Here is a 22291-nt window from a genome sequence, read left to right as displayed (position 1 = left end):
CCGTATGTGTGTGGATTATGTTGTAGCACTGCAATGTTCGCTTGTGTCATGACGCCGAGTCGACGTAGGTTTGGGGCGCTATGCAGGACATCGCAAGGGAGCAAAGTGACCATGGCCGGTCATCCTGATGTTGAGCGTCCCGCGAGCCCGAAGGGGGTCGCCACCGGGGAAGGCGGGATTCGTCTCTTCGACGGCCGCAGATGGACGGTCGAAAGCCCGCACGAAACTCACGACATCACCGTGTGCATCCGCGGCATGCAGTACGCGGACGGGCGCGTCGTGTCCCGAGTAGCGGTCGGCGGGCTGCTACCTGACCAGCCCCTCACGGCACACCGGGCTCGCGGGTTGGCGCGGGCATTGATCGCAGCAGCCGACGCCGCGGACGGCCCCGATGCGGTCAGCCCAAACCTTTAGCGGGATAGACCGTTTGGCGGTATTCCGGCCCGCCGCCGCCGTGACCGTACCCGCTTATCCAATGCGTCGACGGCGAGCAGGATCGGCATGGAGGCCAGCGCGACGGCCCAGCCCCACAGCGGCGGGTTCCACTGGCCGAGCAGCCTCGCCACGGGTGGCACCCACATCACGATGAGCGAGAAGGCCAGCTCGATGAGCACCGCCGGCACCAAGAGCCGGTTGGTGAACCAACCGAGCGATCCAGGCCAGCGCGAGGAGGACCGGCAGGCGAAGACGTTCGCCGTCTGAGCCAGGACCACCGTCATGAACGCCGCGCCCGATGCCGCGGCCAGGTGCGCGCCGGTGGGAAACGGATCACCAACGCGCCAGCCCAGCGCCATCAGCGACACCAGGAAAGCCGTGAGGGTGAGGACGGCTTCGAGGGGCCCCAGCAGCCCGAAGGCCCGGCACAACACGGTGCGATTCATCAGCCGGCCATGCACCGGCGGTCCGTCGAGCAGGTGCTTGGCGGGCGGCTCGGCACCCAGCGCAACCGCGGACAAAGTGTCGGTGCCCAGGTCGAGCGCCAGAATCTGCAGCACGCCCAGAGCCAGCGGAAACAGGCCGCCGGACAGCGCCCAGACCAGAAACGGCGCGAGTTCGGCGACATTGTCGGTCAGGTGGTAGGTCAGAAATCGCCGGATATTGACGAAGGTGGCGCGGCCCTGCTCAATGCCGGCCACGATGCCGGCGAAGGAGTCGTCGAGCAACACCAGGTCGGCGGCCTCGCGGGCGACGTCGGTGCCGGATTCGCCCATGGCCACGCCGATGTCGGCTTCATGCAGCGCGGGGGCGTCGTTGACCCCGTCCCCGGTCATCGCCACCACGTGGCCCCTGGAACGAAGGGCCCGGGCGATGCGCAGTTTGTCCTCCGGGGAGACCCGGGCGATGACGATGCCGTCGTGGTCGAGCAGCGCCGCCAGGTGTTGTTCGTCGGTGGGCAAGTCCGTCCCCGACAGCACCGGCGCGTCGGGGGAGCGCAGACCCACCTCGTTGGCGATGGCCGTGGCCGTGGCCGGATGATCGCCGGTGACCATCGCCACCTTCACGCCGGCCCCCCGACAGGCCCGCAGCGAGTTGCCGATGCCCTCTCGCGGGGGATCTTCCAACGCCACCAAGCCCAGCAGCCGCATCCCCCGGTCGCACTCTTCGAGGTTGCGGGGGGGTACGGCCGTCGCGTGGGGCCGCCGCGACGGCGAGCACCCGCAGCCCCCGGCCGGTGAACGTCTCCACCTCTTGCCGGGCTGCCGGGTTGTCGCCGCAGTGCGGGAGCACGCTGTCGGGTGCTCCCTTGACCAGAATCTGGTCCGCCGCGACCACGGCCATGCGGCGCAGTCGGGGATCGAAGGGCAAGCGCAGCGCCACGGAGCTGGTGCGACGGTCGTTGACGGTGTCGATGCCCACCCGGCGGGCCAAGGTGTCCAACGCCGCTTCCATCGGATCCCCGTGGGCGCGCCACCGTCCGTCGACCTCTTCGGCGTACCCGGTGGAACAGCGCTGGGCCGCCAGGGCCAGTTCGCGTACCGGATCCGCTGCGCCGGGAGACGACCACGCCAGCTGCGTCGTTGGACCATAGCCGGCGCCCTCGACGCCCAGCGCGCCCGCCGGGGTCCAGGCCTGCACGACGGTCATCTGGTTGCGGGTCAGGGTGCCGGTCTTGTCGGTGCAGATGAACGTCGTCGAGCCCAGCGTCTCGACGGCCTCGAGGTTGCGGACCAGGATCTGACGTTTGGCCATCTGTTCGGATCCCCAGGCTAGCGACAGGGTGACGGTGGGCAGCAGCGCCTCGGGGACCAGGGCCACCGTGACACCGATGGCGAACACGAAGGCCTGTTGGGTCGGGTTGCCCACCAGCACCGAGACGAGCAGGAAGATCGCGCCGACGCTGACCGCGATCGCCGCGGTCAGGCGCACCACGCCGCGCAGGCCGCGGGTCAGCGGGGTGTCGGGTTTGGTGGTCGAGGTCGTCAGCCGGGCAATCCCGGCCAGGCGGGTGTGCTGGCCGATCGCGGTGACCCGTGCGCACGTGTCACCCTCGACCACGAACGTGCCCGCGAACAGCGGTTCACCGCTGGCCACGCCGCCGGCCTCGCTTTCACCGGTGAGCATCGAGGAGTCGACAAGCAACCGGTTCTCGGTGAGCACCACGGCGTCGGCCGGCACACGGTCGCCGCTTTCCAGCAGCGCGATGTCGTCGACCACCACATCCTCGGCGTCGATCACCTGCCGGCGGCCATCACGCCAGACCGTGATCCGCGTCGGCAGCATCTGTTGAAGCCGGTCGGCGGCCCGATCGGCGCGGGCCTGCTGGATCAGGGCGAAGACGCCATTGACCACGATCACGGCAACGATCGCGATGCTCAATTCGGGGAGATCGGCGAAGAAAGCGAGCACCGCCGCGGCCCACAGCAACAAGGCGAAGAAATGTGTCAGCTCCCCGATCAGGCGCCGGCCCACCGAGGGCCGTTTGGCGGCCGGCAGCCGGTTGGCGCCATCGTGGGCGAGCCGTTCGCGGGCTTGTGCGGCGCTCAGCCCGGGTGGCAGGACGTCGGCCATCGCCCCTCCTCTCAACCGGTGCCGGGCCCGGCGCCGAGGGCGCGCGGTGCCCCGCGCTCGGACCCACCGCTGTCACCAGCCGAAATGCTATATCCGGCGCGGTCGTTGGGCAGCGGAGAAGTCCACCGAAGCGGTGGCCTTACCCGACGCCTACGGTGATAGTTGTCGGGTGCACGGGTCTGGGGCGCGGTGGTGCTCACGCGGTCTGGCCCGGTGAGGTAGGGAGGCGCGATGCGCTGGCGCGGTGTTCACCACGTGGAATTCAATGTTCTGGACTACGACAAGTCGATCGCCTTCTATGACGCGATGTTCGGCTGGCTGGGCTACATGAGCTTCTGGACCCTCGACATCGAATATCGGTCGACGTACTACATGGCTCGGTTCCCGTTGCCGCACAGCTACATTGGCATTCAGCCTGCCGACGGTGGCGGGCAGCTACGGCATCGGGACCAGAAGGTCGGCATCAACCACATCGCGCTGTGGGCCAGAAGCCGGGCGGAAATCGATCGCTTCCATCGAGACTTTCTGCTCCCGCGGGCAATCCCCGTCACCGACCCGCCCAGGGAATATCCCATCTACACACCCGGCTACTACGCGGTGTTCTTCGACGATCCGATCAATGGCATCCACTGGGAGTTGGCGCGGCTGCCGTCGGTTCCGTCCCCGCGTGATTTCTGGAAGTCCTATCGTACCCTGCGCGCTGTTTCGGCGGACCATCCGGAGTGGAAGCGCTCCGTTGCGCGCGAAGCCATACGCAGCCTGCCGGGGCGAACGTCACGGTGATCTTGCTGCGTTGTCCCGTCGACGGGGCTCATCGGCCGTGGGGCACGGTTTCCCGCGGACCGTTGAGCCGGGGGTTTTGCGTCTGTCGTGGCGAGGTCGCCTCATCCGGAGCGACGATCCTTCCACTCGCAGTCCGGCGAATTCCACGGCACATCGGACAGGTGGGTGGGGCGGTGCCAAGGGGTGGGGTGCGGTGGGGTCGCCGATGACCGGGCGGGAATCCAAATCGGTTCGGTGTCAACGGAAGCCACCGCCAGGGCATTGGCTTTCGCCCGCTGTAGCAGCGTTTGCGCGTCGCTGACGGTGGTGTGCTGGTGGTCGTTGAAATCTTCGATACGGCGACCCCGGAACTGGCCCTGCAGTGCCCGCAGAGTCGCTTCGCTCACGGCATCGCGGACCCGCGGGTTGGGACTGGTGAAGACGATGGCCGCGTGGATGGACAGGCACGGGCGCGCCGCAGTCCAGGTGAAAGGTTGGCCTTTGGCCAGCTCGGGCTGCCTGTTTAGCACCTCGCGAGCCAGCGAGAGTGCGTGCATAACGTCTGCGGCAGTGACGGTGTCGTTGTTCATACGAGTCGCCCCCGGCAGTCGTTATGGAAGTTGTGGATTCGACGAAGCGTTCGAGCGGTTGGCCGGCGTGCCGGGCGAAGTCGACCCCGATGCGACAAACCACTGGCCGACGCGACTGCACCGGCAACAGAGCCTATCGAATCATGCTGTCCACCATCATCTTTCAAATGGCGGTGCGCACTGTCAAGCAGATGGACTGACTTGAGCAGCGCGCCGGCCGCGCCATAGCTTTGGCTGTCTCAGCGGGGCCGTTTGACCTGGGCAAATTCTTCTCCACTGGGGAAATCAGTCTCACCCTGAGGGGAAATGACGGGGTGTGCGGCCTGGCCGACTGGGGTGTTCATGGTTTCAGCGCAAGCCGCTTCCGCGGTGGAGTTTGGGGCCACCAGAACCAGCGACCAAGCAGCGCGGCGATCGCTGGCGTCATGAACGAGCGCACAATCAGGGTGTCGAACAGCAGGCCCAACGCGATGGTGGTGCCGACCTGTCCAACGGTGCGCCCCGGTCGGCGGGCAGCCGCCGATCGCGTGCTGGATGTTGTCCCCGGACCGCAGATTCCCGAGCGCAGTCGGATGCGCTGCGCTGCGTTTGTGATCCGTCATGCTGACTTGGTCGGCCTTGGTGGCCGTCGATGATCTATGCATTCAGCCAAACCAGGGCTCCGGCGTTGTTGATTAGCAGGCTTGTGAGCTGGGGAATTGTGGATTGAGGAGGTCTAGGCGGCGGTTGGCGGTCAAAGCGGTGATCCGGCAGGCTTCGGCGATGTTGTCGGCGCCGTTGAGGCGGTGCAGATTGATCGTGGTGTTGCGTAGCGTTGCTAGGACCTGTGCGCCGTTTCCGGTATGTGCCCTTTGACGGTCTTCGTCGAAGGTGACGTCGCGTATCCAGTGCAGGCTGTTCTCGATTCCCCAGTGTTGACGCATCCAGGTCATGATCGCGGTAGGGCGGGCGTGCTCGAACGGCAGGCTGCAGATGGCATAGACCACCTCCACGCTGCGCTGGTCGGTGGCGGTGATCAAGCGTTCACGAGTGATCCGGATGATTTGTTTTGCGTAGGGGAAGCCGATTCCTCGTGCAGCGGTGATGATTTGCAGGGTGCGGGTCTCGACACGGCCGTGGCCGCGGGAGTCGTCGGTAGCGGCTGCGGGCACCTCGGCCCAGGGCAGCGCGGTGATACGCGCAAGTATTTTGGCTTGGTTGGACTTGACGATCATCAGGTAGTGCGACTTCAAGGTGGCGCAGATCAACTTCGCGGTGACGACCTGGGTATGCATCGCATCCACGGTGACCAGCCACCGCAAGCTACCCGGCAGCAGCGTGAGCAGGGCACGTACGCAGGGAATTTCATTGCTTTTCTCGGCGACAGCGAGTTGACCGAGCACCAATCGGGCACGGTGGGCGAACACCGACACGAGATGCGTGGCTGTCGCTTTGGCGCGTAAAGCACCACGCAGCATCTTGCCGTCCAACGCGATCGGCACCAATCCGCTGGGGTCGCTGCTGGCCACGTGTGCAGTGAAGTAACTGCCCATCCTGGCGTTGAGGTCGGCGGGGTCTAGCCGAGACAAAACAGCGCGGAAGGTCTTCTCACTGGGCCGCCGGAACCGGACCCCTAATTGGGCCAACACATCATCGGGAGCGGTGGCCGCCCATGTGGCAAAACCAGCATAGCCGCGCATCCCCGCGGCAGTGGCCAGAACCGCGATCGCCAACAAAGCCATCAGCGAATACCTCCGACCGCGTGGGTCCCTCGGGTCTGGCACCGAGGCCAACACATCGAAAAACTCCGATCCGATGAGCTCGCTGCGCTCACCAGGACTCCAGCGGTCGAACACCTCTGGAACCGACGACACAGGCAATACTGAAACGGTAGGCACGGGCAACTCCAGACCAACGACGAACAGTAACCAACTCGATCGTTCTCCAGATAGCCCGTGCCTACACTCCGGCCCCAATAGCGCGGCACCAAAGATCATCAACCCAGCTCACAAGCCTGCTAATCAACAACGCCGGAGCCCTGTCAGCCAAACGAACCCACACGATTCATGCGAGACATCTTGCGTTCGAGGACACCACTTCTTCCTGGTTTACCGATGCGGCGACTATCTGTTTGCTGACGTAGTCTTCGGGCAGCCCTTCTGCAAAGAACTCAAAGCTCGCCAGCTGCGTTCTTGCGCGGGGGTTCGCCGGAGTGGTTGCGCACCGGTAGAGGCGCTCGAGGAATCGGCGCGGCTCGACAATCACCGGTACAAGCCGCACATGAGACCGCACCCCGGATTTTCGTAAGCGGACCGCACTGCCGATCGGCCGGACCGTTAGGCATCCAAGGTGCTTTACGAATGTCTCATATGTCGATTGGACGATGCTAAAGAACCAGACCTCGTCGACGTCACGAGCAAGCGCACGGTGGAGCGCGTCCCGAATGATTTCGAGTACCGCACCGGCCGGGCACATCGGTGTTTTTGCAAGGGCGCCGATTTCTCGCAGTATCGATCTCGGATCTCCATCTACTGAGCGCAGGAAATCGAGTCCGTCTGATGATAGGGCGCCGGCCGTCGAGGTGTACGCCGGAAGGGAGGTGAAGTCGTCATCGGGGGCAATATCTCGAATCCGCCATGTCGCGATCGCGTGACCGGTAGGGTCCGAGGACCCGAGTGACTCTTCCTCGATCTGCGAGTCTGCCAGGTAGGCAATGGAATAGGTGACGTGCTGGCCGCGTGCATGATCGAGCTCTGCAGGCAAGGCTCCGTCCACCAGTGCGTCCGCCGTGACAAATTGGGATGCGACGTAGCTCTGTGCATGAATGCGGCGCGCAAGGTGAACAAGGCCGGACTGCTGGGCCTCGGTGAAATGAAGATAGTTGAATTCGTCGCGTCGGAGAATTGATCGATCCATGCCAGAGTTCTCCTCAGCTTGGTTTCTGTCTAGTCGTTGAGTTTCGCAAGATTATGCGGTCGTACCGGCGGCGGGTCAAGTGTCAGAAATGGGACTAGTGAGGCGGCCGCGCCGTTCTCCTGGTTAGCGCGTTGATGATCGGTTCTGCTAGTGCTGGCTCATTGTATTGCGCGGTGTTTCATACGCCTTGTTGGTGAGAAGTGCATTTGTATCCGCGCGGGTATTCGTGCAGGTCGCGGCGTTGGCGTGAGAAGCATTTTCGGGAGAGCGCAGGTGGAGAGTTTCTCAATTTACGAAAGTTCTAGACAGGGGTCTTTTGGTTTCGAAAAATATGTGCCACGCGGGTGGATTTGGTGGGCTAGGTGCTTGTTGTTTTGGCTTTCCTGGCTGTTGCGTGTTGCGCCGTCCGTTTGGCTGGGTGCGTCGCGGATGGGCATTTCGATCTATGCCGGGGCACGCCGGTTAGGTGCTAATAGTCCGCATTGCGACAACCCTTTGCTTCACCTTCGCCGGCGATAAGAGCGCGCTGGTCGAGGGAGTCAAGACCTAGCCTGGAGCGCTCCTTCGGCGAAGCGCTGGGGTTGCGGGGGCGGCGCCGCACGGGCCGCGACTGCCCAGGGTGCCGATGGCGACCGGCGTGAGCACTAATGTCAAAATTGTGCAGAGGCTTCTAGGGCACCCGAGAGTGGTCAAGACGCTTGATCGTCTCAGGCGCTTGCACAGCCACCGCGTGGCTGCACAGCGGGCGTCGTAGGCAAGCGATCGGAAGCGCCGGGGTATCCGGAAGCCGAAACCACGAGATCGGAAATCATGTCCGTAGCTAGATAGCGCGAGGGGCGGTAGCTCAGTTGGTTAGAGCCGCGGACTCATAATCCGTTGGTCGCGGGTTCGAGCCCCGCCCGCCCCACTTCAGAGGTGGTAGTTAGCCCACCTAATTATCTGATCCGACCGTTATTCGTACTTCATGGCGCGGTCCAACAGGGCGGCGACCTCAGTGTGCACGCGCCCGCGAGACGTGTATCGATCCTGCGTCATCGACACTTTGGAGTGTCGAGGTGGTCGGCGCCTACGCGAGCGGATAGGCCTTCCACGTCGATCAACGTCGTGACAGTCTTGCGGAACGAGTGGGTGGTAACGCCGGGCACGCCGAGTTGGTCGCGCACTTTCCGCCACTGCTACCCATGCATTGGCGAAATGACCGCAGTCGTTCCATCGACAGCAGGCACCCTTCGCGACCCCAACAACCCAGGCAATACGCGCACCACATTTCCGGTGGCCGCGATCGTCTGTTTCGACTCGTCGAAGTCGGTCCACCGCAACGCCAGCAGCTCGGATCGGCGAAGCCCGGTGGCGATTAACACGGTGATCGGGTCAACAAGATCGTTTCGTTGGCAGTAGTCGTCGGCCCGCAGCCGCACCAGCAGGTCGTGCAGATCGTCGGTGCTGAGCGCCGTCGCGCCAGTTGGTCGTCGCTTGAGCCTGATCGGCTGAACATCGCGGACCGGGTTGGCGCCCAACGTGTTGGCCATTACCGCCAGCTGCAATCCGCCACGCAGAATTGTCTTCGCCTGGCGGGCCATCGTTGCGCCGTGGGCCGCGCGCATCGAACGGATTGCCGCGTCGATCCGAGCCGGTGTCGGCGTTCAGCTCCTCTACTTGCCGTTCGTGTCGGCCGAACACCAAAGACACCTCCCAACTGGAACGCGCTATGCGGGCGGGCTCAGCTATAATCCATTTCCACCGCCCGGCACGACCAAATACGCCGGAATCGAATATGTGGCTTTACCGGCAGTCTCCGGGGACGGCTACGTCCCCGGCGTAGTCAGGCTGAGCACTTGTCCTCGAACAGCAGCATCATCCAACGCCCGTCCTCCTTCACGAAGTCCACTGTCTGGGTATCTGGCTCGTCCTCGTTCTCCACCGTCGCTGTCGCCGTGACCTTCGTGGTGTCGCCGGTGACGTCGATGGAGATGTCGTCGAAACTGAGGCGACCGGTATCGGAGCGATTTTGCCGGAGTTGCGACGCGTCGCCGAGACCCGACCGTTCCGACGGGCAGAAATAGCTCACATACTTGTTGAAGTCGGCATTGTTGTACGCCTCGACGACTCCGCTTAGGATCTCGCGAATCTGGTCTTCGTCGGACTTCGGCGGATCGGCGGCCGTTTGCGGCACAAGGATCAGTGCCGCTACGCCGACTGCGACAATGACAGCCGCGACCGCCGCGAGGCCGACGACAAACTTACGCCGACCCGGAGGACCTAGACGGCCCGGAGGCGGTGCAGCTACACCCCCTGTGGGGCCTGCCGGGAGTGTTTCGTCGTCGATCCACAGCTGCCACCCCGACGGGGGCGGAGGCCAGGAGGGATCGGGGGTCCAACCGGGGCTAGGAACCCAGCCGTCCTGTGGCGGCGGCCAGTTGGGTGGTGGATTGAAAGGCATCGCGAGGTCCTCTCGGCCAGCCAGTTGCCGGTTAGCGTAGTTGAGGGGCTGCTGCGGTCGTACGCGTTCGGTGTCAACAGTCCATTGTCGGCGTCGCCTTCCATGCGCCGATCGGCCATCACCTGCCACTTCCAGACTGCTCAAAATCGCGGCCCGAGCCGGCGAAGAGATCCCACCTCGCGTCGAATGCGACGGAAACGAATATGGGGCTTTGCCGGTAAATTGCTGCGCACACTGGCTCTTCGAGCAGTCGTTCTAGCGGGAGAGCCAGATACTCTGTTGGGCAAGCACGTACGGGTCTTTGGACAGGTCGAACATTTTCGCTGAGTAAAAGCGTTCAACGGCTTTTATGCGCTGATCTCGGACGCGGAATGCTTTGGGGCTCTTGGAGTGCGGTGTCGGTGATGGCGACCGCGACCCGAGGATCGAGGGCTGCTCCTTCTGTGCGCGGACTTCTTTGAGCTTCGGCGAACACGTGGTTTCGTTCCCAGGCCGAGCGTGACTTGGAGATAGTTTCGATTACAGCGGCGGCTTGTGACTGGATCCAATCCGGTGTGATCTCCACCCCGGGCCGTTCGCGTGCTGTGAGTGTGTCTGCCAGCATTGCGTCCAGCTTGGCTTGTCCGCCGAGGTATGTGGTGGCGTGATTGCGCCAGTGGGCGCGTTGTTGGGCTGGCGAGCTTGGTTCTGGTCTAGCTTCGCGGGTGTCGAAAGCCGCACGCTGCTAAAGGGAAAATTGTTCGGATGTTGTTGGTTCATGATCATGTGCGAGTTGAAAGTAGGCGACGAGTTCTTCGTATCGAGGTTTGATTGCGTTGCGGCGTGAAGATGGCAGTTTGCACAGATCGGCTGGGATGCCGACGATTCCGCGAACTGGGCGGTTGCGGCAGCCGATGGTGCCGGCTTCGCCGGCACCACTATCACCGCCAGATCCGACATTCACATAACCTCCGGTGCCGCCGTCCCCGTCGATACCGCTACGAAACCGCCGTCTTCACCGGCACCGCCAGCACCGGCAAATGCCCAGCCGTCTGGGCCGTCGTCACCACCGGTAGAGCCGCCCGAACCGCCGGTGTCTCCGGCACCGCCAGCACCGATGGTCGCGAAGCCGCCCGAACCACCGTTGCCGCCGTCGAAGCTTTCGGTGCCATCGGCACCGTCGGAACCAGTGACCAACCCACCGGTACCGCCGTGGCCGCCAGAACCATTGAAGTCGCCGTTGCCGCCGACGCCACCAGCACCGCCGGTCACCACGCCGTTGCCGCCGGTGCCGCCGGCGCCACCGGCAGCGCCGATTATCAACGCCTTGCCGCCGTTGCCGCCGTTGCCGCCGTCACCACCATTGATGTTGCCGGTGCCGCCGGCCCCGCCAGCACCGCCGACCCCGAAACTGGTACCGCCGTTGCCGCCGTCACCACCATTCATGGCGCCGTCGCCGCCGGCGCCACCGGAACCAGCGGCAAACCCGCCGAAACCGCCGTCGCCGCCGATACCACCGTCGCCCATGGATCCTTCGCCGCCGGCACCACCAGCACCGCCGATGGTTACCCCGCCACCGCCGTCGCCGCCGTAACCTCCACCGATTCCGTCTCCGCCGATGCCGCCGTTGCCGGCGGTGCCGAACTAGCCGCCGTTGCCGCCGTTGCCGCCGTCGCCGCCGTTGTCGCCGCGGGCGATGCCGGTGGTTCCGCCGTCGCCGCCGTTGCCACCGTTGCCGCCGCTACCGAACCAGCCGCTGGTTCCGCCGTCGCCGCCGTTGCCGCCGTTGCCGAACCAGCCGCTGGTGCCGCCGTCGCCGCCGGTGCCGCCGTGTCCGAACAGTCCTCGGGCGTTGCCGCCGTTGCCGCCGTGTCCGAAGAGGCCGGTGTCGCCGGCGCCGCCGCCGTCGCCGTCGTTGCCGTAGAGCCGGCCACCGTGGCCGCCATTGCCACCTATGTCGAATAGGCGATAGTCGTTGGCGCCGCCGGCGCTGCCGCCGTGTCCGAACAGTCCTCGCGCGTCTCCGCCGTTGCCGCCGAGTACACCGGTACCGCCGTTGCCACCATTACCGGCTAGCCATCCGCCGGTACCGCCGGCGGCCCCGTTGCCGGATAGTCCGCCGTTGCCGCCGGCGCCTCCGTTGCCGATGAGCCATCCACCACGGCCGCCGGCACCACCGTGTCCGGACCAGCCGCCGTTGCCGCCGTTGCCGCCGTTGCCGAATAGTCCGGCGGCGCCGCCGGCGCCCCCGACGGCGCCGGCGCCGTGTTGTTCGATTGCTCCGGCGGCGCCGTTGCCGCCGTTGCCGATTAGCCAGCCGCCGGCTTGGCCGGCGGTTCCGGCTTCGGTGGCGTCTGCGCCGTTGCCGATCATCATCCGACCGAACAGTAATTCCGAGGGCGCGTTGACCAGGTTGAGGATGAATTGTACTAGTTTGGAGAACTCTCCCGAGATCCATTGCGAGACATTGGTGTATTCCGCGTCTTCGTAGGTGTAGCCGGCTGCGCGTAGGGTATGCACGAATTGGTCGTGGAACTGTTCTGCTCGAGCGCTGAGGGCTTGGAATTGCCGGGCGTAGTCACCGAATACCGCTGCTAGTTGGGCTGATACCGCATCAGCGGCGGCGGGTGCGAGCACGGTGGTGGGTGGGGCGGCTGCGTTGTTGGCTGCACTGATGGTGGAGCCGATACCGGCTAGATCGCCAGCAGCGAGGATTACCTCTTGTGGGACAACGTCTACGGGCACAACAACACTCCCCAAACTATGAACTCGGTATTTGATGGGTTACTCGTCGAAGGTGGGCTCGCGGCGTTGTGGGTTCGCGTCTGAGCCGGGTACTGCCTTGGGTTTCTTGGGTTTTGACTACTAGTTACTGCATCTGTGACTGGGCCGGGTGGCGGGTGGGGGCACGCACCGACGGGTGTGGTGTGGGCGCCGGGTGGGTGGCGGTTCACACCCTGCGGTGGTGCGGTTCCGGGGGGTTAGGCCCAGCTGGATCCGATTGATGTGTCGGTGGTGGCCATGTTGTTTCCCGCGGCTTGGACTTTGGCGCCGTGGGTGTTGGCTTGTTCGTAGATCATTTGAAAGTTGCGGCCGAGTTGGGTGATGAATTCTTGGCAGGCTGTTGATCCGGCGCCGCCCCAGAAGTCGCCGGCGCGTAGGACATCGCTGACGATCACTTGGTGGTGGGCTTCAAGTGCTGCGGCTTGGGCTCGGATGACTGCGCCGTGAGCGTCGACTTAGCCCTGGTCCGATACAGCTAGGACTTCGGACGAATGATGGTCTGAGTATCGACATTGCCGACGATGCCCATATCACTTCACTGTCTACGGGCGAGGACAACTCGGCTTCGACAGGTCGGGCAGCCTCGACGATTCTCCATTGGTACTGCGAAAACGTTGTCACACGTCAAGCGGCCAAACGAGTGGGGATCGCGCAGAACGCTTCAAATGCGAGTACCAGATATTAAGTCGATGCTGGTGATCTCGGTCGGTGCAATTAGGGCCGTCCGGTTGTCGCTCGGTGAAGTGGGCAACATTCCGAAGCAAGCCCTTTAGAACGCAACACACTCTGAAGAGTCACGCCTACCACATTCTGCGAGAAGGTTGGACGCTAGGCCGTGGTGATCAGGCGCGCATCTAGTTGAGTGAGAAGCGGATTGATGAGGTCAACCACGACCCAGTGTCTGGTCTCGTCTACACCGACTATCACGCCTAGGTTGTAGATCGCGTTGTCAATATCAACGGTGACCGGAGAGCCGAGTACCCACTGTTCGATGGGCTTGTTTGCATCATCTGCGGCCAGGACCACCCGGGCGATACCAGTCGGAAGGTTCTTCAATTCTGGCGTTTCGACTGGGTCGAGCACGCGGCCGGTCACGATGTCTCCGTCGACATTGCTCCACGTTGCAGACGCCCTGCTTAGCCTGGCTGGTACCAACTCCTGAACCGTTGCGCCCGTAGCTGTTTGGTTATTGATCTCGGCGTCCACGGGAAGTGCCCAGTCTTGTCGGCCAGAGCCGAACACTGCCAGCGGAGACGTCGGGATTGTCCAGGGCTCGTTGGTGACTGCTGGTTGCTCCGTGCCGGGAGCGGCGTAAGTGATCTCGCCGACCTGGATTCGGCTAGGTGGTTGGCTTGCGTCCTGGGCCCGCATTACCGACACCGGTGCATGTGTAGCGCCTCGAGAACATTGCGCGGCGGTGATGAAGCCGGGCAGTCGCTGATCAGCACGGTTCGGGTCGGGGTAGTCGATGAGAAAGCCGGCCTTGCACACCATGGTCGCGGTTCCCTCGCCAACCATGATCGGAGATCCTGGTTGCAGCCGAGCCACGGGGGCGGACGTCAAAATCGGCGCGTTGATCACCGGCGGGGCTGGGGCGAATGAGTCGGTGGCTTTGGCGCTCGGTGATGTTGTGCCCGAAGCCTTGTCGGTCGCTGCCGGGCCGCACCCGATGGCAGTGCTGAAAACTGCGGCCGCCGCTAGGACCACTGATACCGCTGTATATGCCCTTCCTGGCCGCCGAGTGATTCGCGGCATTCGCATCGGGGCAGTCACCGGGTCGGAGTTGGGGTTGGCGGCGGCGTCGGGCTCGGAGTCGGACTCGTTGATCCGTTTGGCCACTCTATGTGGCTGTCTACGATTTTCGCTCCGCACTCCGTCACCTCCCGAATCAGGTCTCTTTGGTCATCCAAGAGTTTGTCTTTCTTCGCCTGCAGTTCCTGCCCGCGTCGGATGTAGTCTGCTGCCTTCCTGCGCTCCTCAGGATCGTTCAGATTGAAGTCCCGCTTTTCGCGGTTGTATGCATTGATTTCATCGGTAAGTTGCGCGTCTCTCTGGTTCCACTCGTCTACCTTCTGCATGAGCTCTGCAACGTCTTCGGGGTCGCATCTTGCCGGCGGGGGAGGCGGAGGCGTGGTCGTAGTTGTCGGGTTATCCGCCGGGAAGACGTTGCCGATACCAGCCATCGCGGTAGTCATTTTGCCGGCGAGTTGCCCATCAAGGCTGATCAGTAGCCCTGCGCGCTGGCGGATGTCAGCGGCGAGTGCTTGGGCTTGGGCTTGACGAGTTGCTCGCTCGACGAGGGAGCCGCCCGTTGAGTAGTCGGTGACCGATAAGTCTTCGCCAACAACGAATCCGGCGTCACGGGCATCTTCAACCGCGTACCGAACCCGCGACCGGGCCGCGTACAAATCGGAGGCACCGACGCGAGCGATGCGGGCCGCCTCGTGCAACTGGTCGACCAAGCCGCTGACTTTGGTGTGATCGGCGTGGGTTCGGGTGTGCAGCGCGTCAGCTCCGATGCCCTTCCAGTCGACTGACAGACTGTCTCGCCAGATCTGGCTGAACACCTCATACTAACGATGGCCGGCTGCCGTCCAGGAAGCGGCAGCTTCGGTCAGATGCTCCGTCGGCCAGGCCATCAGGTTCGACAAGGTAGGTAGTGATCCGATTACGGCCGCCATTCGTCAACAGTCTCTTGCCCGGTCCGCTACTGCGGCGATTTGCGCCGCTGACTTGGCCTCATTCGCGCGATAGCCGGTGTTGGCCTGTGCCACTTTGGTTGCACTTGCCTGCACCCGCCCCGTCAGCGCAGCGGCGATCGTGATGGCAGCATGCGCTGCGTTCACCGCCGCTGCAGAGGACTGACATGGCAACCCGGCCGATCGTGGTGGGTCGACGCCGAGTGCGGCGGACTGGGTATGCCATCGGCGGGCGGTTAACCGAATGTCCTCGGTTGCAGCTCGCAGGATGTCCATGTCAGGAGTGTAGGACGCAAGGGCATTTCGCGTATGCGGCCACGATCGCCGCAGGATCGCGCAGGCGCACCCGACGGTCGTGATGTGCACGCCGCGTCGAGGCCGCGGCACCGTCGCCTCCCGCCAGCGTGCCCCGCAAAACGCCTACCCGGCAGCGCCGATCGCGTTCGCGAACTGTTGGGGCGCATAGGTCAGCAGTCCCGGCACGATGCCACCGATGGGCGTGCCCATGATTGGCACGTCATAGGAGAACCCGGCAATCACCACCGTCGCGGTGTAGTCGTGGGGGGGAACCAGAATCCCGTTGACAGGGAAATTGATGACCGCCGAATCCACGATCGGTACCGACAACGGCACGGTCATCGTGCCTTGCCCGTTGAGAAAGCCGTTGGCAACGACGGCGGGAGCATCGACGAGTGCGCCGATCGCCGCCGGCCAGTCACCGGCCTGCACGGCGTTGGTCAGCGCTGTCACGCTGGTGCCGACCGCGTTCGCGGTGGTCACCGCCGAACCCGCCGCATCTAGGGTCAGCGCCACTGGCAGCCCGAAGGTGCCGGTAATCGCGGGCGGAACATAACGCGTGAACTCCACCGAAACGGTTGTGTCCGTGGGTGTCCGGATCACGTTGGCGACGTTGAATGCGGTGTCGCCTGGAATACGCAGGATTGGCAGCAGGTCTCCCACTGGGCCGAGCAGCTTGATGTTGGACAGATCGCTGGTGTCGACACCGGTGGCGACGAGCTTGGACAGGCCCTCCGCCATGTCGCTGGCCGCGCCGCTGAAATCGCCTGCCAACACGGCTTGGAAGGCCGTTTGGAAGGTCGGCGGCAGGCCGGCCAGCCCGAGGGTGAAGTCCCTGGTGGCATTGCCGAGCGCCGCGAAGATCAGCTGGCCATAGCCGAATTGGTTGCTGACTATCTGGCCCAGGAACGGCGCCGGGTTGGCGGCCCAGGTAGCGCCGAGGCTTTGCAGGTTGGTGATCGTATTGGTGAACAGGTCTTGGTAGGCGCCGCCGACAGCGGCAGTGCTGCTGGCCAGGCCGCCGGGAAGCAGAGCAGACACGGCGGCTGCGCCCGGCTGGCCACCGGGTGTGCCGCCCATGCCGCCGGCTCCCTGGACGCCGGTGGTCGCGCCGGCCCCACCGCTACCGCCAAAGTTGAGCAGGCCGGTGGCGTTGCCACCGTTGCCGCCGGTACCGCCGTCCGCGCCGATCGTTGCGCCGCCGCCGGTGGCCGCGCCGCCGAGGCCGCCGACGCCGCCGGTGCCACCAAGAGCGATGAGGCTACTGGCGTCGCCGCCGCTTCCACCGACCCCGGCGGCTCCACCCGTTCCGCCATTGGCGGTGGTGGTGCCACCGGTGCCGCCGGTACCGCCGGTGCCGCCGGCACCGAACAGGCCGGCGGCGGTACCGCCGCTCCCACCGTCTCCACCGGCAGCCCCCTGGTTGCCGCCCCCGCCGGCGCCGCCCGTCCCACCGGCACCGATGAAGCCGTTGTAGCCGCCGCTACCGCCAGCACCGCCGGCACCACTGGCGCCGGAGTCGGTAGTTGTCCCGCCGGCTCCGCCGGCTCCGCCGGTGCCACCGCTTCCGATGAAGTTGCTGCCTCCGGTGCCGCCGGTGCCGCCGGAACCGCCGGTGCCGCTGAAGGTCGTTCCTCCGCCGGCGCCACCGTCCCCGCCGGCGCCGCCCTTGCCGAACAGCAGGCCGTCGGTGCCGCCGTTACCGCCGTTGCCGCCATGGCCTCCGTAGGACAGGCTGCTGCCGGTTCCGCCGGCGCCACCGGCACCGCCGGCACCGCCGTTACCGAAGAGGCTGGCGTTACCGCCCACGCCTCCATTGCCGCCGTTACCCGCGTTGTAAAGGACCGAGCTGTAATCCGACCCGAGGCCGCCGGCCCCGCCCGCACCGCCGTCGCCGTAGAGCAGCCCGCCGTTGCCGCCGTTGCCGCCATCACCTCCGGCGTAGCCGCTATCCGCATCCGGGGTCGTGCCGGCCCCGCCGACCCCGCCGGAGCCCCACAGCCCGACGCTGCCGCCGTCCCCACCGGCGTGGGAGCCGCCGCCGAGAATGGTCCCGCCGCCGGCCCCGCCAGCACCGCCGGTGCCGATGAAGGTGTTTCCGCCGTTACCACCGATGCCGGCTACCCCGGCGCCGCCCGCACCGCCGTTGCCGAACACGGCATTCCCGCCGTTGCCGCCGCCACCAAGTCCGCTTCCGCCGGTACCACCGTTGCCGAACAGCAGCGCGTTGCCGCCAACCCCGGCGGCGCCGTAACTCGTTGTCCCACTGCCGCCGGCCCCGCCTGTACCGCCGTTGCCGTACAGCACCCCTCCGTTGCCGCCGGCCCCGCCGGCCCCTCCGCCGCCGACAAGGTAATCGCCGCCGTTCCCGCCGGCGCTGCCATTGCCAATCAGCCCGGCGTTTCCGTCTTTTCCGCCCGCTAGCCCGCCATCGGTTTGGCTGTATCCGTTGCCGCCGTTGCCGTAGAGCAGCCCGCCGTCCCCGCCGTTCGGGTTCGTCGCTGTTCCATCGATGCCGTTGCCGATCAGCGGGCGCCCTAGCAGCGCCTGGGCGGGCGCGTTCACCGCACCCAGCAGCGCCTGCCCGGCATTGGTGGCTTCGGCGGCGGCATACGAGCCGACCCCTGTGGTGAGGGCTTCAACAAAGTCGGCATGGAATGCCGTCGCTTGTGCGCTGAAGGCCTGATAGGCCTGACCGTGTTCGCCGAACACCGCCGCGATGGCCGCCGACACCTCATCGGCGGCCGCGGCCAGCACCGACGTTGTCGGAAGGGCCGCCGCCGCATTGGCCACGCCGATGGCCGAACCGATATTCGCCAAATCCGACGCTGCCGCCTCCAGCATCTCCGGCGCCACAATCACATACGACATCTAATGCCACCCGGCCCTTCACCATTGAATTGTCCGCAGCACCAGAATCTAGCGTAACCGCCACGCCTTTTCGGCGTTACGGGCAATACTGTGTTGCCCGCGTCCGATCTTTGGTGGTCTCGGGAACTCCTTGTCACCGGCGGGTTCGGGCGATGGCGATTCCGGCCACCGAGCGCCCCCGGGTCGCGGTTGGCCTCACCCGACTTTGCTGCGAAAACCCAATTGCGCAAACACCGGCATGGGAAATTCGGGCTTTGGCAACGCGGGCGACGATGTATCGGGCTTTCTCAATACGGTGGGCGGCGGTACCGAGAACCACTTCATGTCGGGAATCGGGAACACGGCCACCGGCGGTTCCGATCTGAACGGACTTGGCTCGGGCTTCTTCAATACCGGCGTCACCGGCCCAATCGGCCAAAACCCCAGTGGACTGATCAGCGGTTTCAACTCGGGCCTGTTCAACGTCGGCACCGCGGTATCGGGTCTGTTCACGCTCACGCGGCTGGTGCCGTAGCCGATCCGGCCGGGCGCGCTCCCGCGGGTAGGCCCGCGATCAGAATGCCCCGACCACCACCACACCCGAGCACGCGGCGGCGCTCGGCTCCGGTCTCATGGAGCGATTCTGATGACACCTGGTGGCATGGGCCGCGCCGGCGTCGGCTCCGCGGCGCCGCCTCCGTCGCTGCCACCGCCACCACTACCGCCGCTTCCGGCGTCGCCGCCACCTCCAGCGGCCCCCGGCTGAGGAGCAACCACGGGGGGTCCAGTTGTTGTGGAGGTGGCACGTCCTGCGGCGGCGGCGTTGGCGCCTGGGGCCGCGGCGGCCGCAGCTGCGGTTGCGGCGTTGGCGCGGACGCCCGCGGTGGGATGAGGATGTGCGCCGGCGGCGGTGGTTGTGCGGGGAGCTGTGGCGGCATCGGCGCGACGGTCTCGCCCGCGGGAACGGCTTTGACCAGTGGGGCCGGATCAGCGTAGGGCGCACCGCAGTCCGGCCGGCTACCCGCTTGTTCGCCGGCAACAACAGCCCCACCAACGACAGGCCCAGGCAGTCGCGCCACAACCGTGGGCGTCGATGCCTGCCATGGAGTCGCCGTGCTGGCGATCTCCGCCCGTCGCGGGCGGTCCGCAACGTCGCACCCGGTACGAACTATGTTGTGGGAGTAGGCGGCCGCCCGGTGCGTGGTGCCATTCGATCCAGGCGTGGGGCTAGTCCTGAAAGACGCCAGCTTGTCCTGGTTGGTGGGGCAGTAGGCCTGCACGGCGGCAGCGACAAAGCGGGTGAAGGTGCGAGTGAGGCGGTCGCGGGGGATTCGGCTCAGGCCCGAATTGTTGTTGACCGCAAAGTTCGTCATCGACTCGACTACGCCATCTGCCGGCATGCCGCCGTCGAGTTTGGAACAGACTTCGTGGGCCGTGACAATCAGGCTTGGCGCGTTCTCGAGGGCGGGGATGCCGTTTTGATCAAGCGCTGCGAGAAACTGGTCGTCCTGGTTCGGGTCGGCCGCTGCTGAGTTGCCGCGCAGGATCGCGGCGCCGAAAAGTATCACGGTGGCTGTTGCCACGGCGCCCGCGCGGGTAGCGGTGCCGGTGATCATGGCGGTGGTTTCCGTTCTGTTGGGCCGTTGGCTCTCGGGTTTGCGTGGTAGTCGATCTCGCGTGAGTGGCCGTTCGCATAGACTCCTCCGGCTAACATTGTTGTAACATTCGGCCCGGGGCGCATGTCAATGGTCATCTGGAAGTCCCAGTTTTTTGCCAGGGAAAGTCCCGCTCCTGCTGTGGACGCCATGGGGCGACATCCAACGGCGACAGATGCGCGATAACGCGGGTGCTCGGCCGACCGCTCGCCCGCGGCGCCGCCATGTTCACGCTGATGGGGTGTTCGGCGCGCGCGTCACCACAGAGAATACGGCCGATTTCGCCGCGGGTCGGGTCCGCCCCCGTCAAGGACGCCCCAGGCCGGGCGTGCCTTGATTCTGGTGCCGAAGTTGCAGTGTCCCAAAACAGTCCGGCTGCGAAGGGATGGGCGCTCGAGGGCATCGCGACGAATGCCCGTGCCGAGTCGGTGACACCCGAGGCGCAGTGAGCGCAAGCCGAATCCGCACGCGCCAAAGATCCGGTTCGGCACCGCGACAAATCACCGTCACGACGCCTCCACGCCCACATCGGCAAGTCCGCGGGCACACTGCCGGTCACACGCGCAGGGCGACGCAGATAGCCGGCGTCAATATTTGCCGGCAACTCCCAAAAGACACCCCGAATGGGGAAACGATGTACCGCGGCTGGCGAACGACGTCAAAATCCGGACACGACACACCGGATGACCTTTGTGGCCAATCACCACCGCAAATATACCGTGAACCGCAGCGTCCAGCAGGAAAGGTATGTTGGTGAGCAAACACCCTGTCGATGGCATGTCGCGGCGAGAGTTCATGGCCAAACTCGCCGCCGCTAGCAGCGCCGGCGCAATGATGTCCTTGGCGGGTCCAGTGATCGAAAAGGCCTACGGCGCCGGTCCGTGCTCTGGGCATTTGACCGACATTGAGCACTTTGTGTTCATGCTCCAGGAGAATCGGTCTTTCGACCACTACTTCGGCTCGCTGTCGGGCATCAACGGATTCGACACGCCCTCATCAGCATTCCAGCAAAAGGGCTGGAATCCTCAGACCCAATCAATTGACCCCGCCGGCGTGACAATTCCCTACCGGTTCGATACCACCAGGGGCCCGCTGCTCAACGGCGCATGTGTCAACGACCCCGGCCGCCAATGGATCGACATGCACCGGGCGTTCAACAACGGTGCCAACGACAATTGGCTGGGCGCGCAGGCCCAAGCCCAGACGCTGCAAGGCAAGGTCCCGGTGACAATGGGTTACTACACCCGCCAAGACCAACCGATCCACTACCTGCTCGCCGATACCTTCACCATCTGCGATGGCTACCACTGTTCCCTGATCGGTGGAACCTCGCCCAACCGGCTGTACTGGATGAGCGCCTGGATCGATCCCAACGGCGAACAGGGCGGCCCGCTGCTGGTGGACCCCAACATCCAGCCGCAGGGCCGTTTCAGTTGGCGCACCATGCCCGACAACCTCAGCGATGCCGGAATCAGTTGGAAGGTGTACCAAAACAAGTTGCTGGGCGCGCTCAACAACACCGTCATCGGCTACGGCGGCATGCTCAACGACTTCGTTCAGGCCCGGGATCCCCGCTCGAACATGGCCCGCTACGGCATCGCCCCGACCTATCCTTTGGACTTCGTCGCCGACGTCGCATCCAACCGGCTGCCCCAGGTTTCGTGGGTGTTGCCCGGGTTCCAGGTGTCCGAGCATCCCGGAGTGTCGGTGGCGCCTGCCGTCGGCGGCACCGCGATCGTCAATATCCTGCGCATCTTGCTGTCCAATCCCGCGGTGTGGGAAAAGACGGCGCTGATCGTCAGTTTCGACGAAAACGGCGGCTTCTTTGACCACGTCACACCGACAACTGCGCCGGAGGGCACGCCCGGAGAGTGGATTACCGTGCCCGACATCAACGCGGTCACCGGGTCCGGTGGCATCCGCGGGCCGATCGGCCTGGGCTATCGCGTGCCCTGCTTCGTGATCTCTCCCTACAGCCGTGGCCCGCTGATGGTGCATGACATCTTCGACCACACCTCGCAGCTGCGGTTGCTCGAGCAACGGTTCGGTGTGCCGGTTCCCAACCTGACCACCTGGCGACGGGGGGTGACCGGCGACATGACCTCGACATTCAACTTCGCCGTCCCGCCCAACGCATCACCACCGAATCTCGATCACCCCGCGTTGAAAGCCGTTCCGCAACAGGTGCAATGCGTTCCTGACACCGTGACGGTGTTTACCAAGACGGTGCCCCCATATCGGGTGCCGTTCCCTCAGGTGATGCCCAGTCAGGAGACCTCACCCACCCGCGGGATCCCCAGCGGTCCCTGCTGATTTCCGACACCGCGCAAA

General features: G+C 65.0%; 16 protein-coding genes, 1 tRNA gene and 4 pseudogenes. 6 read left to right on the top strand and 15 right to left on the bottom strand.

Annotation, left to right across the window (positions count from 1 at the left end; translation table 11 throughout):
- Nucleotides 1–111: 111 nt before the first annotated feature.
- A complete protein-coding gene (locus tag SHTP_RS17530; protein ID WP_012395238.1) occupies nt 112–414 on the top strand; it encodes a hypothetical protein in 303 nt (100 codons plus the stop codon).
- Here SHTP_RS17530 and SHTP_RS30165 read toward each other — a convergent pair.
- Nucleotides 411–3009: pseudogene (locus SHTP_RS30165) on the bottom strand (cation-translocating P-type ATPase). The gene SHTP_RS17530 and the pseudogene SHTP_RS30165 sit on opposite strands and share 4 nt — an antisense overlap.
- A gap of 231 nt (nt 3010–3240) precedes the next feature.
- On the opposite strand from SHTP_RS30165, the gene SHTP_RS17520 reads away from it, so the two are divergent.
- The gene (locus SHTP_RS17520; protein WP_096371289.1) at nt 3241–3792 is read left to right on the top strand and encodes a VOC family protein; all 552 of its coding nucleotides are present in this window, start codon (nt 3241–3243) and stop codon (nt 3790–3792) included.
- A gap of 101 nt (nt 3793–3893) precedes the next feature.
- Here the strand turns inward: SHTP_RS17520 and SHTP_RS17515 are convergent, their stop codons facing one another.
- The 4 genes and pseudogenes from SHTP_RS17515 to SHTP_RS17500 form a co-directional block, all read right to left on the bottom strand.
- Nucleotides 3894–4361: a DUF6197 family protein gene (locus SHTP_RS17515; RefSeq protein WP_096371288.1), complete on the bottom strand. Its 468-nt coding sequence runs from the start codon at nt 4359–4361 to the stop codon at nt 3894–3896.
- 340 nt (nt 4362–4701) lie between these two features.
- Nucleotides 4702–4860: pseudogene (locus tag SHTP_RS30160) on the bottom strand (MMPL family transporter); the annotation flags it as partial.
- A gap of 175 nt (nt 4861–5035) precedes the next feature.
- Nucleotides 5036–6238 (bottom strand): ISAs1-like element IS2404/ISMul1 family transposase, encoded by a 1203-nt coding sequence (locus tag SHTP_RS17505; RefSeq protein ID WP_420873020.1) that lies wholly within the window; start codon nt 6236–6238, stop codon nt 5036–5038.
- Between the two features lie 166 nt (nt 6239–6404).
- Entirely contained in the window at nt 6405–7256 is an 852-nt protein-coding gene (locus SHTP_RS17500; protein WP_096371286.1) for a hypothetical protein, read from the bottom strand.
- An 833-nt stretch (nt 7257–8089) separates the two neighbouring features.
- Here SHTP_RS17500 and SHTP_RS17495 point away from each other — a divergent pair.
- Nucleotides 8090–8163: transfer RNA gene (locus tag SHTP_RS17495), tRNA-Ile, on the top strand.
- Nucleotides 8164–8431: 268 nt separating this feature from the next.
- Here the strand turns inward: SHTP_RS17495 and SHTP_RS17485 are convergent.
- The 5 genes from SHTP_RS17485 to SHTP_RS17460 all read right to left on the bottom strand — a co-directional run bounded on the left by SHTP_RS17485 (nt 8432) and on the right by SHTP_RS17460 (nt 12893).
- The gene (locus tag SHTP_RS17485; RefSeq protein ID WP_096371285.1) at nt 8432–8860 is read right to left on the bottom strand and encodes a site-specific integrase; all 429 of its coding nucleotides are present in this window, start codon (nt 8858–8860) and stop codon (nt 8432–8434) included.
- 218 nt (nt 8861–9078) lie between these two features.
- Nucleotides 9079–9696: an Rv0361 family membrane protein gene (locus SHTP_RS30730; RefSeq protein WP_172900564.1), complete on the bottom strand. Its 618-nt coding sequence runs from the start codon at nt 9694–9696 to the stop codon at nt 9079–9081.
- A 939-nt stretch (nt 9697–10635) separates the two neighbouring features.
- Nucleotides 10636–11202, bottom strand: coding sequence for a hypothetical protein (locus SHTP_RS30725; protein WP_265338799.1), 567 nt, complete (start codon nt 11200–11202; stop codon nt 10636–10638).
- Nucleotides 11203–11319: 117 nt separating this feature from the next.
- Entirely contained in the window at nt 11320–12420 is a 1101-nt protein-coding gene (locus tag SHTP_RS30720; RefSeq protein ID WP_265338798.1) for a PE family protein, read from the bottom strand.
- A 236-nt stretch (nt 12421–12656) separates the two neighbouring features.
- Nucleotides 12657–12893 (bottom strand): WXG100 family type VII secretion target, encoded by a 237-nt coding sequence (locus SHTP_RS17460; RefSeq protein ID WP_096371282.1) that lies wholly within the window; start codon nt 12891–12893, stop codon nt 12657–12659.
- A gap of 35 nt (nt 12894–12928) precedes the next feature.
- Between SHTP_RS17460 and SHTP_RS29130 the strand changes: the two are divergent.
- Nucleotides 12929–13146 (top strand): annotated as a pseudogene (locus SHTP_RS29130) (hypothetical protein); the annotation flags it as partial.
- 141 nt (nt 13147–13287) lie between these two features.
- Here SHTP_RS29130 and SHTP_RS27390 read toward each other — a convergent pair.
- From SHTP_RS27390 to SHTP_RS17435, 4 genes and pseudogenes are all read right to left on the bottom strand, one after another.
- Complete coding sequence (locus SHTP_RS27390; RefSeq protein ID WP_015356406.1) at nt 13288–13977, bottom strand: hypothetical protein; 690 nt, start codon at nt 13975–13977, stop codon at nt 13288–13290.
- A 251-nt stretch (nt 13978–14228) separates the two neighbouring features.
- Nucleotides 14229–15140, bottom strand: a pseudogene (locus SHTP_RS17445) (hypothetical protein).
- A 3-nt stretch (nt 15141–15143) separates the two neighbouring features.
- Nucleotides 15144–15434, bottom strand: a complete 291-nt coding sequence (locus SHTP_RS17440; RefSeq protein WP_083866471.1) for a hypothetical protein — start codon at nt 15432–15434, stop codon at nt 15144–15146.
- Between the two features lie 144 nt (nt 15435–15578).
- The gene (locus SHTP_RS17435; protein WP_096371281.1) at nt 15579–18326 is read right to left on the bottom strand and encodes a PE family protein; all 2748 of its coding nucleotides are present in this window, start codon (nt 18324–18326) and stop codon (nt 15579–15581) included.
- 238 nt (nt 18327–18564) lie between these two features.
- Here SHTP_RS17435 and SHTP_RS17430 point away from each other — a divergent pair, with 238 nt between their 5' ends.
- Nucleotides 18565–18840, top strand: a complete 276-nt coding sequence (locus SHTP_RS17430) for a hypothetical protein (protein WP_096371280.1) — start codon at nt 18565–18567, stop codon at nt 18838–18840.
- Here SHTP_RS17430 and SHTP_RS17425 read toward each other — a convergent pair.
- A complete protein-coding gene (locus SHTP_RS17425; protein ID WP_338101584.1) occupies nt 18821–19921 on the bottom strand; it encodes a DUF732 domain-containing protein in 1101 nt (366 codons plus the stop codon). The two genes, SHTP_RS17430 and SHTP_RS17425, sit on opposite strands and share 20 nt — an antisense overlap.
- Nucleotides 19922–20707: 786 nt before the next feature.
- On the opposite strand from SHTP_RS17425, the gene SHTP_RS17420 reads away from it, so the two are divergent.
- Nucleotides 20708–22273: a phospholipase C gene (locus tag SHTP_RS17420; RefSeq protein WP_096371279.1), complete on the top strand. Its 1566-nt coding sequence runs from the start codon at nt 20708–20710 to the stop codon at nt 22271–22273.
- Nucleotides 22274–22291: the final 18 nt, after the last annotated feature.

Source organism: Mycobacterium ulcerans subsp. shinshuense (assembly GCF_002355775.1).
GTDB lineage: Bacteria > Actinomycetota > Actinomycetes > Mycobacteriales > Mycobacteriaceae > Mycobacterium > Mycobacterium marinum.
Note: the sequence above shows the minus strand (reverse complement) of the source record. Positions and strands in the feature narration are given on the sequence as shown.